General features: G+C 41.0%; 10 protein-coding genes. All 10 read left to right on the forward strand.

All coding sequences use genetic code 11. From position 1 onward, the window contains the following. Positions 1 to 592 precede the first annotated feature (592 nt). The 10 genes from DV942_RS07895 to DV942_RS07935 all read left to right on the forward strand — a co-directional run bounded on the left by DV942_RS07895 (position 593) and on the right by DV942_RS07935 (position 16312). Complete coding sequence (locus DV942_RS07895; RefSeq protein WP_090981668.1) at positions 593 to 1204, forward strand: RNA polymerase sigma factor; 612 nt, start codon at positions 593 to 595, stop codon at positions 1202 to 1204. A 39-nt stretch (positions 1205 to 1243) separates the two neighbouring features. Further along, on the forward strand, positions 1244 to 2434 hold the full coding sequence (locus DV942_RS07900; protein WP_145856618.1) for a FecR family protein: 1191 nt from the start codon (positions 1244 to 1246) through the stop codon (positions 2432 to 2434). A gap of 193 nt (positions 2435 to 2627) precedes the next feature. Further along, on the forward strand, positions 2628 to 5861 hold the full coding sequence (locus tag DV942_RS07905; protein WP_244950850.1) for a SusC/RagA family TonB-linked outer membrane protein: 3234 nt from the start codon (positions 2628 to 2630) through the stop codon (positions 5859 to 5861). A 9-nt stretch (positions 5862 to 5870) separates the two neighbouring features. Beyond that, positions 5871 to 7508: a RagB/SusD family nutrient uptake outer membrane protein gene (locus DV942_RS07910; RefSeq protein WP_145856621.1), complete on the forward strand. Its 1638-nt coding sequence runs from the start codon at positions 5871 to 5873 to the stop codon at positions 7506 to 7508. 226 nt (positions 7509 to 7734) lie between these two features. After that, complete coding sequence (locus DV942_RS07915) at positions 7735 to 10068, forward strand: glycoside hydrolase family 31 protein (RefSeq protein ID WP_244950851.1); 2334 nt, start codon at positions 7735 to 7737, stop codon at positions 10066 to 10068. Between the two features lie 45 nt (positions 10069 to 10113). After that, positions 10114 to 11937 (forward strand): SGNH/GDSL hydrolase family protein, encoded by a 1824-nt coding sequence (locus DV942_RS07920; RefSeq protein ID WP_145856623.1) that lies wholly within the window; start codon positions 10114 to 10116, stop codon positions 11935 to 11937. Between the two features lies 1 nt (position 11938). Next, positions 11939 to 12322 (forward strand): SxtJ family membrane protein, encoded by a 384-nt coding sequence (locus DV942_RS07925; RefSeq protein ID WP_145856625.1) that lies wholly within the window; start codon positions 11939 to 11941, stop codon positions 12320 to 12322. A gap of 13 nt (positions 12323 to 12335) precedes the next feature. Next, positions 12336 to 12485 (forward strand): DUF5989 family protein, encoded by a 150-nt coding sequence (locus tag DV942_RS23675; protein WP_222431175.1) that lies wholly within the window; start codon positions 12336 to 12338, stop codon positions 12483 to 12485. 13 nt (positions 12486 to 12498) lie between these two features. Beyond that, positions 12499 to 14259 (forward strand): carbamoyltransferase family protein, encoded by a 1761-nt coding sequence (locus DV942_RS07930; RefSeq protein ID WP_145856627.1) that lies wholly within the window; start codon positions 12499 to 12501, stop codon positions 14257 to 14259. Between the two features lie 196 nt (positions 14260 to 14455). After that, the gene (locus tag DV942_RS07935; protein WP_244950852.1) at positions 14456 to 16312 is read left to right on the forward strand and encodes a DUF4859 domain-containing protein; all 1857 of its coding nucleotides are present in this window, start codon (positions 14456 to 14458) and stop codon (positions 16310 to 16312) included. Positions 16313 to 16618 lie beyond the last annotated feature (306 nt).

Raw genomic sequence — 16618 nt, forward strand, 5'->3', positions numbered from 1 at the left:
AAGGTGGACATGGAATATTTTTTGGGAGATTTTTAATCAGACAGATTAATTTGGGTGATCATCCCTTGTGATTTTCTAATATACCAAAATATGGTGAAGTGGACAAAAAAAGAGCTTCGTATTTTTGTCACGGGTAGCAGAAATGCGATTTATCCGTGTCTTTCTTTAGTATTCTGAAGGGCCCGACGCTTCAATAACTGGAAAGGTTTGCGACTAAGTTTATCAATTCAATTTTATCGTTATAAACCAAAGAGACACTCTGCTTAACGCTACGGACAGAGCTAGCTATCTTCGTGTATTAAGAACCAACATCTAGCTTAATAACACCAATCAATCTACAATATTCCTTCCGGCTGGAAAAAGGCCTTAATAACCGTTTTGGAAGCCTGTTTTTTAGGCACCAGAAAAACTCAAAAAAATAAGCGTTATAAATACGTTAAAAATAACATCACTTTATTTTTTTATTTAATAAGTGTTGTTACATTCGTGCGGACGTTAGATGAAATTAGCTGCTGGTAAATTAACCGAACCGGATTAACAGCTAAACTTCTTTGAACGCAAATGCCCTTAATTCCACAACTGAGGGGTTTTTATGCTAACCAAATTCATAAAGCAGATGAAAGATGTTTCAGAGGAACTAGAACTTTTGTTGCGCGTAGCTGATGGTGATCGCCCCGCGTTTAACTTGTTGTATAGGAAATATCTTCAAAATTTGCGAAAATTCGTCGCTTCAATTTCCGGTAATACCGATCTGGCGGATGAACTTGTGCAGGACATCTTTGTTAAAATATGGCTTAACAGAAAAAACCTTCCACTTATCGGGTCTTTCAAACCTTACCTCTACCGCTGCGCACGCAACCTTTTAATCGATCATATCAGAAAATCAAAAACACAGATCAGGATAAAGGAAGTTTCAAAAAACCTGGAAGAAGATTATGCCATTGGCACAGATGATCATTTAATTTATACACAAACGCTGAGCCACCTGCATAGTGGCATTAACCTGCTTCCAGAAAAACGAAAAAAAATTGTGGAACTCAAAATCCATGAAGACCTTTCTCTTGATGAAATTGCTCTGCAGCTAAAAATATCAAAATCGGTAGTTAAAAAACAGCTCTATACCGGCATGGCTTTTCTCAGAAATTACCTGAAACATTTTTACAGGATTGCACCCTTTATTTCATTTCTATATTTTTTTCTTTAAGGAGGGGTTCTTTTTCTTTTCGCACACGTCTTAGCAGATATGGAACGAAAGGATGCTGAGCAACTCCAGCAAAAATTAATTCAAGGTGAATTGACAGAGACTGAACAGCAGGACTTTTTTAATTGGTTAAAACAATTAGATGAGCCTGAGTTAAGTGCATTCCTGAAAGAATATAGCGCATCATTCGAACAAAAACCCGATAGTTTAACAGGAGAACAGCATGAAGATTTGACAAACAAAATCGAAATGCGGTTAGATGCATTAGGCGTTCCCAAAACACAGTACCGGAGACATATGCCATTTAAAATCATGGCCGCAGCGGCCGTATTGGTTTTGGTATGTTCCACTATATTTTGGTACTATGCGAACTTAAACGCGAACAAACAAGCCACAATTTCCAAAAACACGACCATCCCGCGCGCAACACCAATTTATGGTGGAAATGATAAAGTCGTGCTTATTCTTTCCAACGGCAAGCGTGTTGAAGTAAATAATTTCACCAAAGGGCAACTGGCTGTAGAAAACGGCTATTCGATTGAAAAAGAGAGTAATAGCCTGTTAAAATACAGGAAAATCAATACCGCTACCGCTCCGGCATCTGGCAATACCAACACGATTGTAACACCCCGGGGCGGACAATACTGCGTTAATCTTCCTGATGGAAGTAAAGTTTGGCTGAATGCAGAGAGTAAACTCACCTATCCGGTAGTTTTTTCGGGCAATACCAGAAAAATTGCCTTAAAAGGCGAAGCGTATTTTGAGGTCACCCATAATCCGGATAAACCCTTTATCGTTGATTTTGAGGGTTCGAATGTTAAAGTATTGGGTACCCATTTTAATATCTGCGCATATGGCGATGGCGAAACGCCCAAAACCACCCTGCTTCAGGGTTCTGTACAGGTAAGTACCGGCGATAGCAAAAAAATAATCTTACCAGGTCAGCAGGCCATTTCCAGCAAAAAAATCTGCATTGTAAATGTTGATACCAACCATGTTTTGGGCTGGAAGAATGGCAATTTCTCATTTGAGCACGAACGCATCGGCACGGTGATGGGAAAAATATCACGATGGTATGATGTTGATATAAAATACCAGGGTAAAGTAACACAAGAGGAATTTGTCGGTTCGATTCCAAAATCAAAAAATTTGGAAGAAGTACTCCACAGGCTGGAGTTGACCGGATTGTTACACTTTAAAATTAAAGGAAGGAGCGTTACCATTATGCCATAACCTTACCGAACAGGCTGGCCCATCCATGGAACAAAAGCCAGAGTGCTAGGAACACTCTGACCTGATGTTTGGATCGCCACCAAGTAATCTACACAATAGTATAAGCCAAGTATAAACCCAAACATTCAAATATATGAATTATTATGCACGCGTAAGTAGGCTTTTGGCCTATCTGCGTAAACCGCTAATGGTTATGAAATTAACATGCCTACTTTTAGTTTCCTTAATGCTACAGCTCTCTTTGGCCTCCAGCGGTCAAACGGTAACGCTTTCGAAAAAGAACGCGGCTGTTGAAAAAATTTTCAAGGAAATTGAGCGCCAAACCGGATATCAGTTTTTGTATACCAGACAAATGCTTAACGGAACTCATCCGGTAAGTATAGAAGTAAATAAAATCAGCTTAGCAGAGGCATTGGACCTCTCGCTGAAATCACAACCCATCAGCTACAAGCTCGAAGACAACATTATCATTATTCAGCGTAGGGCAATTATTGAACCCGCCATAAATAAAGCAGCCGAAATTGTTGTTACCGGAAAAGTTACTGATGAGGCCGGCCTTCCCATCCCTTCTGTGAGCATTAAAATCAAAGGCACCAGTACGGGCGTGCAAACAGCACCAAACGGAACCTATAGCCTTAAAGTTCCAACCGGTAATGAAACTTTGGTTTTTACTTCAATAGGTTTTGCTTCGCAGGAAATAGCAGTTAACAACCGAACTGAAATTAATGTTAAGTTGAAGGCAGAAGCCAATAATTTAACAGATGTAGTGGTAATCGGATATGGATTGCAACGTAAAGGCGATGTAACCAGTTCGGTAGCGAGTGTTAAAGCCGAAAATTTTGTAAAATCGCCTGTATTAGATGCAGGACAATTAATCCAGGGTAAAGTAGCTGGACTTACAATTAATACACCAAGCGGCGACCCTACAGCGGGAAGCAAAATCAGGCTTCGTGGCAATAATACACTTTTTGGTGCCAATGCCGATCCACTTGTGATTGTAGATGGTGTACCAAGCAGTCTTAAACTGGTAGCACCAGAAGATATTGAATCGATAGATGTGTTAAAAGATGGTTCTGCTGCAGCTATTTATGGTGTGCGCGGTACCAACGGCGTAATTATTATTACCACTAAACGATCTTCAGGTAAGAACAGCAACGTAGTAGAATATAGTGGTTCCGTAAGTACACAAACTATTGCCCGAAAACTCAATATGCTTACTGCTGATGACTATCGCAGGCAGATTGCAGAAGGAACACGCCTTCCATCATACGATCTTGGTGCAACTACGGATTGGTTAAAAGAGATTTCGAATAAAACACCGATTACCAATATACATAACATTACTTTTCGCGGGGGCAACAGCCAAACCAATTACCTGGCTACTTTAAACTACCGTTATTTTAACGGGCTATTTAAAAAGTCTGATAATTCTACACTTACGGCAAGGGCAGATATTAACCATTCCATGTTTGATAATAAGGTAAAAATTAACATGGGTGTTTTGGTACAGAACAATAAATATACCCAAACCCAGGATGGTAACAGTTTCAATGGCGCTGTTTACCGACAGGCCCTGATCCGCAACCCAACATCTCCCCTTTTTGGCAGTGACGGACATTATTTTGAAGAACCGAACAACTTTGAATACGATAACCCTGTTGCACGCCTTTTTGAAAGTACAGGTCTGAACCAAAACACTACCCAACGCTTAAATTCTCAGATTACTTATAACCCCATAGCAGATCTTAAGTTGAGTGCTTTGGGTTCATATACCAAATATGTTTCAAATGGCGGTTATTCAGAATCTAAATTCCACATTTCCAACATCAGAGATAAACTGAACGGCTATGCTTCACTGGGTTCTACTCAAAGTATAGACAGGTTGCTGGAGCTTACGGCTCAATATTCCAAAAAATTGGGCGATCACAGTTTCACTTTATTGGGTGGATACAGTTATCAGGATAATTCTTACCTGAATTTCTATGAACGCAATTATGATTTCCCTACAGATGCTTTTGGGTATTACAATATCCAGCAAGGCCGTGGTGCAAACCGCGCTTTAGATGCGCTGTTGGGAAGTGGCTATTCGGAAACGAACCTGATTGGATTTTTTAGCAGGCTAACCTATAGCTATAAAGAACGCTACCTGTTAATGGCTTCTTTAAGGAGAGAGGGTGCCAGCCAGCTTTATGGTGCTGAAAAACCCTATGGTAATTTCCCTTCCGTATCTGTTGGATGGAAAATCACCAACGAAGCATTTATGAAAGATCAAACCATTTTTGATGACTTAAAGCTTCGTGCAGGATATGGTGTAACCGGAAACCAGCCGAGCGATGGATTCCGGGCCGTTGCCTTATTGGGTTATGGCGACAATGTGTATTCTAACGGCAACTGGATCCAGACACTTGTTCCTACGCAAAACCCGAATCCTGCTTTACGCTGGGAAGAAAAAAGAGAAACAAATATTGGTCTTGATTTTAGCCTGTATAAAGGAAGAGTTACCGGTACATTTGATGTTTACAATAGAAATTATAATGGCTTACTATTTGATTACCAGGTACCCAGTCCACCAAACCTCTTCCCAAGCACAAGGGCAAATGTGGGCACCATGCAAAACAGAGGTCTTGAGGCTTTATTGAATATTGTGGCCATACAACATCAGGATTTTGAATGGACAACCAGCTTCAACTTTTCGACCAACCGAAATAAACTCGTTAGCTTATCTAACGATTTATATCAGGCCACAAACGATTTTTTCACTACCGGAGGAACAGGTCCGCCAGCAACCACTTTTACCAATATCGTTCGCGTTGGCGATAACATCGGAGATTTTTACGGCTTTAAAGTTAAAGGTGTAACGGCCGACGGTCAATGGATTTATGAAGGTAAAAACGGGGAAGATGTTTCCTATAGCCAGTTTAATCATGCCTTTGAAGATAAAAAAGTACTCGGAAACGGGATTCCTAAATTTACCGGCGGATGGAACAATAACTTCAGGTATAAAGACTTGGATTTAAGCATTACCATGCGGGGTGCATTTGGTTTCCAGATTCTGAACTTCCAGAGAATGTATTATGAAAACACAGGTATTCAAAACTATAACCGACTGGTATCAGCTTACGATCCTGTTTTTGGTACAGCTGTGCTTAATAAAAATATGCCAGTAGAATTTAACAGTTATTATGTAGAGAACGGCGATTTCTGGAAAATTGACAATATTGTATTGGGTTACACTTTTAACAAGCTAAAAACCAAATATCTTAAAGGTGCAAGAGTGTATGTTTCTTCATTAAACACTTTTACCATTACCGGCTATAAGGGCTTAGACCCTGAAGTAGACTGGAGTGGTTTGGCACCTGGTAATGATAACCGGGACAAGTATCCTACCGCCCGTACATTTACATTAGGTTTTTCTCTTAATCTTTAATCCAACATCATGAAAACAAGATATATATTGGGTACTTGTACCGTGGCATTTATGGTACTGATTATAAGTTTAACATCCTGCACGAAATTAAAGGACGAAAACTACTCCAGATTTATTCAAAATAATTTTATCCCGAATACCTCTGATGTAGCGGCGCTGGTTGGCGCCGGTTATACCTATTGGAGGCCTTTAATGCTCGGAAGAAGCAACAACTCTATTTTTCGTACCAATGAGATTTCCAGTGATGAAGCCGTAATACCCGCACGTCCTAACGGCTGGGTTGATAATGGGATCTATCGACGCATGCACGAACATAGATGGACATCTGACGAAGACAACAGCTACCAGATCTGGAACAATGCCTATGGAGGTATCACTTCATGTAACCGTGTACTTTATCAGATTCAGTCCAATCTGATCCCCATTACCACTGGAAAAGACGCTACCATAGCCGAATTACGTGCCTTAAGGGCATCATATTATTATGCCCTATGCGATTTCTTTGGTGGTGTGCCTATTGTAGATAAATTTGATGTACCATCCGGATTTCTTCCACAACAGAATACGCGTGCGCAGGTATATGCTTTTATTGTGAAAGAGCTTACAGAAAGTCTTCCGAACCTGAGCAAAGCCAATAACCAGGCCACCTATGGCAAGTTCAATTACTGGGCCGCCACTGCCCTGCTGGCTAAAGTTTACCTGAATGCCAACGTATATATTGGTACCCCAGCCTATACGCAATGTATTGCCGCTTGTAATGAAATCATTGCATCAAACGTATATACACTGGAAGCCAATCAGAAATCTATTTTTCTTGATGCAAATGAAGGCAGCAGAGAAACCATTTTTGCGATACCTTTTGATGAAAAGTTTACTGCAGATGGTGCTAACGCCTTTACCCTGCACATGGAAACACTTCAGCCAGAAAACCAGGCAACTTACAACTTCAAAAACTCGCCATGGGGCGGTATCTGTGCCACACCACAGTTTGTAAGCACGTTTGACCCGGAAGACAACAGGTTAAAAGACAATTATGTACAAGGACAGCAATATACTGCTTCAGGTGCTGTTTTATTGGGAACCATTGGTGCCAGTAATGGTAAACCACTAATCTACATTAATGAGCTTCCGGGAGTTGATCAATCGGATGAAGTACATGGTTTCAGGTTAGGAAAATTTGAATTTAAGCCAGGTGCCCTGGTGGGGATGAACAACGATTTCCCTTTGCTCAGGTATGCAGATGTTCTGATGATGAAGGCCGAATGCCTGTTAAGAACAGGAGATGCTGCGGGTGCTGCTGCGCTGGTCACACAGGTTCGACAGCGATCTTTCTCAAGCAATCCTTCAAAAGCAACCGTAACCGGTAGCCAGCTGTTGCAGGGTAGTGTGTATAACTATGGCCTTCGCAACCACTTAACTTCTACGGTAGAAGGTGGTGCCGATATCCAATACGGAAGGTTCCTGGATGAACTGGGCTGGGAATTTAATACCGAGGGACGACGCAGGCAGGACATGATCAGGTTTGGCGTATTTACCAAAAAATCATGGTTGTCACATTCGCCAAATGGAGATTACCGTACACTGTTACCTATTCCGCGTGCGGAGTTAGCTAAAAACCCGAATATAAAACAAAACCCGGGATACTAATTTAAGGAGGTTGTATTGTAAAACAGATTTCTTATCTGGAAATCGTCATTGCGAGAAGGCTTTTTCAGCCGACAAAGCAATCTTTATAGCAAGGATCACTAGCATGAGAGATTGCTTCGTCGTACCTCCTCGCAATGACGATATTTCTGAGATCTTGGGAATTGATGATATTCAATAACAAAATCAGGATAAAAAATATCTTATAAAACAACCTCAAATGATATAAATGATGAAAAGAAAATTTATTGCCGTAATTACATTATTGCTTGGCTACCAGATTTCCGTACAAGCTCAATCTTTTCAAAAAACGCCACAGGGCATCCACACCGTTATCCAATCGATGGATGTAGAGATTAGTTTTTACTCACCCAATATTGTTCGTGTTTTTAAAAAGCCAGAAGGGAGCCAGCAGAAAAAAGAAAGCCTCGCTGTTATAAAACGTCCTGAGAAGTTAAAGCTCGATATTAAAAACAACGGGCAAACGGTAACCATCAGCAGTAGCGTAATAGCTGCAACGGTTAACTTGAAAACGGGAAAAGTTTCATTCGATGCTCAAAATGGAACGAAGTTATTTACAGAAAAAGACAATAGCACCAGATTTACCGCAATAAATGATGCCGGGAACCCAACTTATGCGGTTAAACAGGCCTATTTATTAGACAAGGAAGAAATTATCTATGGCCTTGGCCAGCAACAGAATGGAAAGTTAAACCAAAGGGGACAAAAATTACTCCTTAAACAGGAAAACACAAAAGTTGCCATCCCTTTCTTCCAGTCGGTAAAAGGTTATGGTGTTTTTTGGGACAACTATTCACCAACCACCTTTACTGATAATGCTCAGGAAACTTCATTTGATTCGCAGGTGGGCAACTTTGCCGATTATTATTTTATGTTTGGCGGAGGTGCTGACGGTGTGGTTGCTCAAATGCGTGCACTTACAGGGCAATCTCCTATGATGCCTTTATGGTCATTTGGTTTCAGCCAATCGCGCGAACGCTACAAAACGCAGTTTGAGCTTGTTGATGTAGTTAAAAAGTACAGAGCGTTAAATATCCCACTTGATGGTATTGTACAAGACTGGCAATATTGGGGAAAAGACGACAACTGGAATGCCATGAGTTTCGATCCCACTATTTTCCCAAAACCACAAGCCATGGTAGATAGTGTACATCAACTCAATGCCCATCTTTTTATCGTTTCATGGCCTGGTTTTGCACCAAAAACCCCACAATATCAAGAATTTAAATCAAAGAATATGCTCCTGAACTTTGATACATGGCCGCCGGGCGCAAATACAAAACCTTATGATGTTTATAATCCTGCTGCGCGCAATATTTACTGGAATTACCTCAGCAAAGGCATATTCTCTTTAGGTATTGATGCCTGGTGGCTCGATTCTACAGAGCCAGACCATATTAATGTGAAGGAACAGGATTTCGATCAGCCTACCTATTTGGGAAGTTACCGGAGCGTAGAGAACGCTTTCCCGCTTCAACACACCGGAGGAGTTTATGACCACCAAAGAGCAGCAAGCAGTAAGAAACGCGTACTGCTGTTAACCCGTTCAGCATTTGCAGGCCAGCAACGATACGCAACCAATACCTGGAGTGGCGATGTTGGTTCTAACTGGCCTACCCTACAAAAACAGATACCCGCAGCATTGAACTTTTCATTAAGTGGCCTGCCTTATTGGAATGGCGATATTGGTGGCTTTTTCGCCGGTGATTTTGTGAAAGGCGGCGGTGCAAAAAATCCCGATTTCCAGGAGTTATATAACCGTTGGATGCAGTTTGCAACCTTTACTCCTTTGATGCGTTCGCATGGTACCGATATACCGAGAGAAATATATCAGTTTGGCAAAAAAGGAGAGCAGGCATTTGATATCCAGGAGAAGTTTATCAACCTCCGCTACCGCTTACTTCCGTATAATTATGCAACGGCCTGGTCGGTAACTCATCATGCCGGATCATTTATGCGTCCATTGTACTCACAGTTTCCCAATGATCCTGCAGGCTTCGAAAATAGCTCCGAATACATGTTCGGAAGGGCTTTTCTCGTAGCGCCGGTTACCGATAAGGGGATGACAAGTAAAGAAATATATCTTCCATCCGGCAGTAAATGGTTCGATTTCTGGACAGGCGAAGTCGTTAAAGGCGGACAAACGATAAAACGTGAGACGCCTATGGAAATTGTACCGCTTTATGTAAAGGCAGGCTCAATTGTTCCCTGGGGGCCAAAAGTGCAATATTCAACAGAAAAAAAATGGGATGATCTGGAGATCCGCATCTATCCTGGGGATAATGGCGATTTTGTTTTATATGAAGATGAAAACGACAGTTATAACTATGAGAAGGGCGCATTTTCAGAAATCCACTTCAAATGGAACGACGCTACAAAAACACTTACTGTTGAGGATAGAAAAGGAGAGTTTAAAGGCATGCTGGGCCAACGCAAATTCAACATCGTGATGGTAAGCAGGCAAAACGGAACAGGCATTGATAATCAAAAGATTAACAAATCATTTATGTATAGCGGTCGTAAACTTTCCGTTAAACTTTAGCAAAAAGCTCAGCAGGTAAATAAAATAATATCAACTACATCACAAATGGGCAAGGGAAAAGAAATATACTTTAAGGCAGCGGCATTGTCGCTGCCATTGGTATTTTTATGCATCATTGAAATCCTGTTACGCTTATTCAATTATGGCTTCGATCCATCTTTGTTTATCAAAGATCCCGACCAGCAGGGCTACATGATGATGAACCCTACCGCCTCTTATAAGTTTTTTTCTACCAGTGCCAATGCAACACTGGGCAACCGCGAACGATTCAGCATCATAAAATCCAAAAATACCTTTAGGATATTTGTGATAGGCGAATCAACCACTGCCGGCTACCCATACATGCACAATGGATCTTTCCACAGGTGGCTACAATACCGGCTGATGCATGAATATCCCAGCCTGAATTTTGAGGTGATTAATGTTTCGCTTACCGCTGTAAATTCCTATACCGTATTAGATTTTGCCAAACAAATTGTTAACCATGAGCCAGATCTGGTATTGGTATACACCGGGCATAACGAATATTACGGTGCTTTAGGTATTGGCTCTACCAGCCAGATTAAAGGTAACAGGACCTGGATAAAACTGGTCATTAAACTGCGCGAACTTAAGTTGGTGCAGTTGTTAGACCGCACCATTGAAGGCGTATCAAAGCTTTTTGGAAAAGAAATTGATAAACGGGAAAACCTGATGAAACGCATGGTAACCAAGCAGCAAATTGCTTATCAATCGGCCGATTTTAATCGAGGAATAATGCAGTTTAGCAACAATATGGGTGAATTGTGCCAACTGCTATCAGCAAAACACATCCCAACCGTAATCAGTACACTGGTCAGTAATGAAAAAGACCTTAAACCATTTATCAGTGCCGGTAAGTTTTCAGCTCAAAACCATTATACAATAGGCGAAAAACTGTATGCAAACGGCGATTTTAAAGCGGCAAAAACAAATTTTGTTTTGGCGAAGGAATACGATCAGCTCCGTTTCAGGGCACCTGAAGCTTTCAACCAAATCATTAGAAAATTGTGCAAGCAATATCCTGGCATTTACCTGGCTGATACCCGTGCCTTATTTGAAAAAAATGAAACAGGCGGAATAATCGGTAAAAAAACCATTTTAGAGCATGTTCACCCAAATTTATCGGGTTACGCCATCATGAGCGAATCCTTTTATCAGCAGATTAACAAAAGGAAGTTAATACCGGCAAAAAAACAAGATGAAATGTCTTTTGCACAATTGCTGAAGAACATGCCTGTTACCAGGGTAGATTCGCTATATGGCGTATATCAGATCATGATGCTCCGCTCGGGCTGGCCTTTTAATGAACCCATCAATTCTACCTATAACCGTGGAAATTCGATTGATGAACAACTTGCAGGTGCATTAGCCGTAGATAGAATTACCTGGAGAACAGCCATGGACGAATTGTATAAAACCGCTATGGCTAGTGGCGACAAACAAAAAGCCCTAAAGGTTACCGAAGCGGTACTGCTTGAAAACCCTTACCAAACCATTTACTATACCTACACAGGCCGCCTGTGTTTTGAATTGGCAGATCCTCAAACCGCTGAGTTTTACTTTAAAAAGGCTTATGAGCTTATGCCCACCCCTGAGAATGCCAATAATCTTTTCCTCTTTTATTTTAAATCAGATCTTCCGGAGAAAGCACTTCGATATAGTGATGAACTAAAACATTCCGGTCAGCAAACCTATTTGGATACGCAAACTGAAGAAATATTAAAAAACATCATCAAACTTAAAAAAGAAGCACCATCTGACAACATCAACGAATTGATTGCCAACTACTATCATCAACTCAGGGCCGATGAGGCAGCAACAAAATACAGAAAGAAAAATAGCCGGTAACATGAGCAGCAAAAAATTAGAAAACAGAAAGTTTGGTCTTGTTTTAGGCACTACAGTAATTTCACTTTCCATTATTTTTTGGAAAGGAACCTACTTACAGTACCTGTTATTGTTGCTATCAGTTGGGTTAATCATAACCGCAATCTTCGCTCCCTTATACCTTGAATCCATAAGAAAAATATGGTTCAAAACTGGTCATTTTCTGGGAATGGTTAATGGTACAATTTTGTTGACCTTCGTGTTTATTTTCATCCTAAGCCCTATCGCCTTTTTTCTGCGCCTGTTTAAAAAGCAGGGTTTAAAAACAAAAAAGAATAATCAGTCGGCTTCTTATTGGGAAGAGGTATCTGGCCGGTCAACGGGTTCATTTAATCAACAGTTCTAAATTTATACTTACAATGTATACACTGATCGAATTTTTCCATTTCCTAACCCAGCGCAAAAAGTATTGGTTATGGCCCTTATTTATTATCCTGCTTATGCTAGGTTTGGTATTGGTGGCCGCGCATGGTTCTGTCCTCGCCCCATTCATTTATAGTTTATTCTAATCAGTAGTACAGGATGAGCTATATTTTGGGGATTTCTGCTTACTATCATGACAGCGCAGCATGTTTGCTGAAAGATGCCGAAATTATTGCAGCGGCGCAGGAGGAACGTTTCTCCAGGATTAAAAATGATGAGTCGTTCCCGACAGAGGCGATAAAATTCTGCCTTAAATTTGCCAACATTTCCCTGGCAGAGGTAGATCATGTTGTATTTTATGAAAAGCCTTTTCTAAAATTTGAACGTTTGCTCGAAACTTATGTCCATTTTGCGCCAAGGGGATTAAAATCTTTCCTAAAAGCGATGCCTATATGGTTAACAGATAAATTATTCATTAAAAAAAACATTGCCAAAGCGCTTAATACGATAGATCCCACATGGGAAAAATCGCGGCCCATTCTTTTTACCGATCACCACCATGCCCATGCGGCCTCTGCTTTTTACCCGAGTCCATTTGAAAAAGCCGTGGTACTCACGGTAGATGGCGTGGGCGAATGGGCCACAACAACAGTTTCAATAGGCAATTCGGCCCAATTGACTTTAAAAAAGGAAATTAATTTCCCAAACTCCATCGGTCTTTTATATTCTGCCTTCACTTATTATTTGGGTTTCAAAGTCAATTCTGATGAATATAAAGTAATGGGTTTAGCTTCGTATGGCAAGCCGATATACAAAGCACTCATTTATGATCATTTAATCCATGTTAAAGCAGATGGTTCCTTTCTCCTTAACATGCATTATTTTGATTATTGTACCGGGCTGAGCATGACCAATAAGAAATTCGACAAGCTTTTCAGCCATCCGGTGCGTGCGAAAGACGAAGAACTGTTGGTATTTCATAAAGACCTAGCCAGTTCCATACAAAAAGTAACGGAAGAAATCTTGATTAAGCTAACTCAAAGTCTTTACAAAGAATTTGGTATAGAAAATCTTTGCCTGGCAGGGGGAGTTGCGTTAAACTGTATCATTAACTCATCCATCAGGCAGCATTCTGGGTTTAAACGTATTTGGGTGCAACCCGCAGCAGGCGACGCCGGTGGCGCATTGGGTGCCGCTTTCAGTATATATTATGCTCATTTATCGGGTGTTAGAAATATCAATTTACAGGCAGACGGCATGAAACAATCGCTGCTTGGCCCATGCTATAGCCAACACGAGGTAATTAAAACACTTCGTGCTTATGGCCTTAATTACGAAAAGGCTGAGGATGACCTTTATCATCGTAAAATAGCAGCATACTTAAATGAAGGTAAGGTAATCGCCTATTTCAAAGGCAGAACAGAGTTTGGACCGAGAGCATTAGGCTGCCGAAGTATTCTTGCAGACCCCAGAAAAAGTGAAATGAAAGCCATACTTAATGCCAAAATTAAATTTAGAGAATCTTTCCGTCCCTTCGCTCCCGCTATTCTGGAAGAGTTTGCGGATTTATATTTTGGCACGGGCGCAAAAAATCGTTACATGCTGTTTACAGAACGTTATTTAGGTGATCATAATAGACATCAGGCAAACCATGCAGTTCTAATTCCGGGAGCGGTACATGTTGATGGAACGGCCCGGGTTCAAATGGTGAACGAAGCATATCATCCTGATTTTCATCAGTTAATTACAGCATTTTACAAGCTTACAGGATGTCCGGCAGTAATTAATACCTCTTTAAATGTAATGAACGAACCCATGGCCTCTAGTCCGGAAGATGCCATATGTTGCTTTCTCAATACAGAAATAGATATTCTGGCCATTGAAGGTTTACTGATTGTTAAAAAAAGGATCGGGCTTTAAGGAGTTGAGCGCACCTGGCTTGATTAAATTTTACGTTAAAAAAGAAAAGGATCTGAAACTCAAATATGAAAAACAGATGCCAACAGATCATATAATGACATCAGGTTAAAAATGAGTTATTTATAGGTAAAAACCTGTAATGATAGTTTTAGGGTTCTGGTTAATTTGCTGACTACATCAATTAACTCCTAAACCCATGAACCACTTATCAAAATTAATGCTGAACCGGCGAATAGGTGCAGTACTTTCCTTAATCTTATTGTTAAACTTTACCTCGTGTAAAAAAACTAAAGTCGCGCCTGATCCTCCGGCAAATGAAACCAGTACGCAGGCCGCTACCGCCCTGCAGATTTACAAACCAACATCCATGCAGAATATGGATTGGAACGCTACCGAAAGCGAATGGTGTTACGCCCGTTCAAAGCAATCCGATCATTTTATATTGTTCTGGGGAAAAGGATATGGTACTAACAATCCTTCCTCCACAAATGTAGATTCAAAATACCGTGTGGATATTGATGATTTACTGGCTAAGGCCGAATCTTTTTACAACCTAAATGTAAATACATTAAAATTTGCTACCGTTGGAAACGGAACTTCAAAACTGGACAAATACAAAATGATGATCTTTTTATATTATGAAGATGGTTGGCGTGCAACTGGTTCAGGATATGACGATACAATCGGCGCATTATGGGTAAGTCCACAAACCTGCAAGCCAGTCGGTTCAACAATCGCGCATGAGATTGGCCATAGTTTCCAATACCAGGTATCCTGTGATTTAGGTACCACTCATGGCTTCAGGTGGGGTTTCGGGGGAAATGGTGCAGGTGGAAATGCCTTTTGGGAACAAACGGCACAATGGCAGGCTTTTGTTTCTTACCCAAATGAACTTTTTAGCAGCTGGTTTGATCCTTACCTGGATAATTACCAGAAACACCTTATCCACGAAGATTACCGTTATGCCAATTATATGATCCACCAGTACTGGACACAAAAAAGAGGCATAGCGGTTATTGGCAAAATATGGCAGGCGTCACAGACTTATGAAGATCCGATTCAGGTTTATCAGCGTTTATACGGACTTTCTGTGAGCCAGCTCAACGATGAATTATATGATGCTGCATCTAAATTTGTAACCTGGGATATTGATAACATCCGTACGCTGGGCGCAAGTAAAATTGGCGCACATCATTATAAAATGAACCTGATGAACGATGGTTCTTTCCAGCCCGACCCAAGCTTTTGCCCGCAAACAACCGGTTATAATGTTATGCCCTTAGAGGTGCCTGCAGCGGGTACAATTGTTACCGCTGCATTTCAAGGATTGCCAAACGCTTCGGGATATAATCAGGTAGATGCCAGTATTGCCGGCTGGAGGTATGGTTTCGTTGCTTTATCAACAAATGGAACCCGAAGCTATAGCCCCATGTTCACAAGTGCCTCCGGAAATGCAACATTTACTATTCCAATAAATTGCAGCCGCCTTTGGTTTGTGGTAACCGGTGCGCCTAGCCAATACCATCCGCATGCCTGGGATGAAAACAATACCAATGACGAACAATGGCCCTATAAGGTAAAGTTCCAGAACACCAGTTTACCTGGCTACAATAATCAGGCACCTAAAGATGTGGCCTTTACTTACGACCTTGAGGTGAACCGAAGTACTACTTCTTACGATTATGCCACAGCTCAAATTGATATTGCGAAACTGGCTACTGCTTTTCAATTACCTAAACAAGATATTACCAATAAAATAGGCACCGACATTAAATTTTATGCACTTGAACCTAATAATAACTTAAACGCTACCCTAACAGCCAATGGTTTCGGGCAGTGGTTCGATGCCAATGGTTATGTGGTTGGCTACAGTTCGGCTAATTCGCGGGTATTTTGCGAGTTTGATGCACAAAATTTTAAACTCAACGCTGGTCAGTATCCTAACCGTGTTAATACAGGCGATAAGTATACCATGAAACAGGCTTTGGTCTATACGTTAGCTTCAGGCAATAAAGTGACTGCTACCTTTACTGTTAACCTGACCATAAAATAGGGGTTCCAACTTAACCTGAGTTCGATTATCCATATTGCTACCAGGTAGAAGCAAGCCCCCAAAAAGTTAAACACTATTTTGGGGGCTTTTTGTATCATGTTTTAACATGCTTTGCTATACAATCAAAAGCATCCGTAACGCACGTTAATTAAGATTGGTGAGTCCTGTTATTTTGGAAAGGTGCTGTAGCTCATCATCGGTTGGGTTCTGCCGGGCTGTCCGCTATATCTTTTGCTGACCTTCTACGCCCCCCTGCCTTTACAGCAAAAGTATGCCGCTCCCATCCCGTTTAAATACGAAGGCCTG

This window comes from Pedobacter suwonensis (genome assembly GCF_007833675.1).
Lineage (GTDB): Bacteria > Bacteroidota > Bacteroidia > Sphingobacteriales > Sphingobacteriaceae > Pedobacter > Pedobacter suwonensis.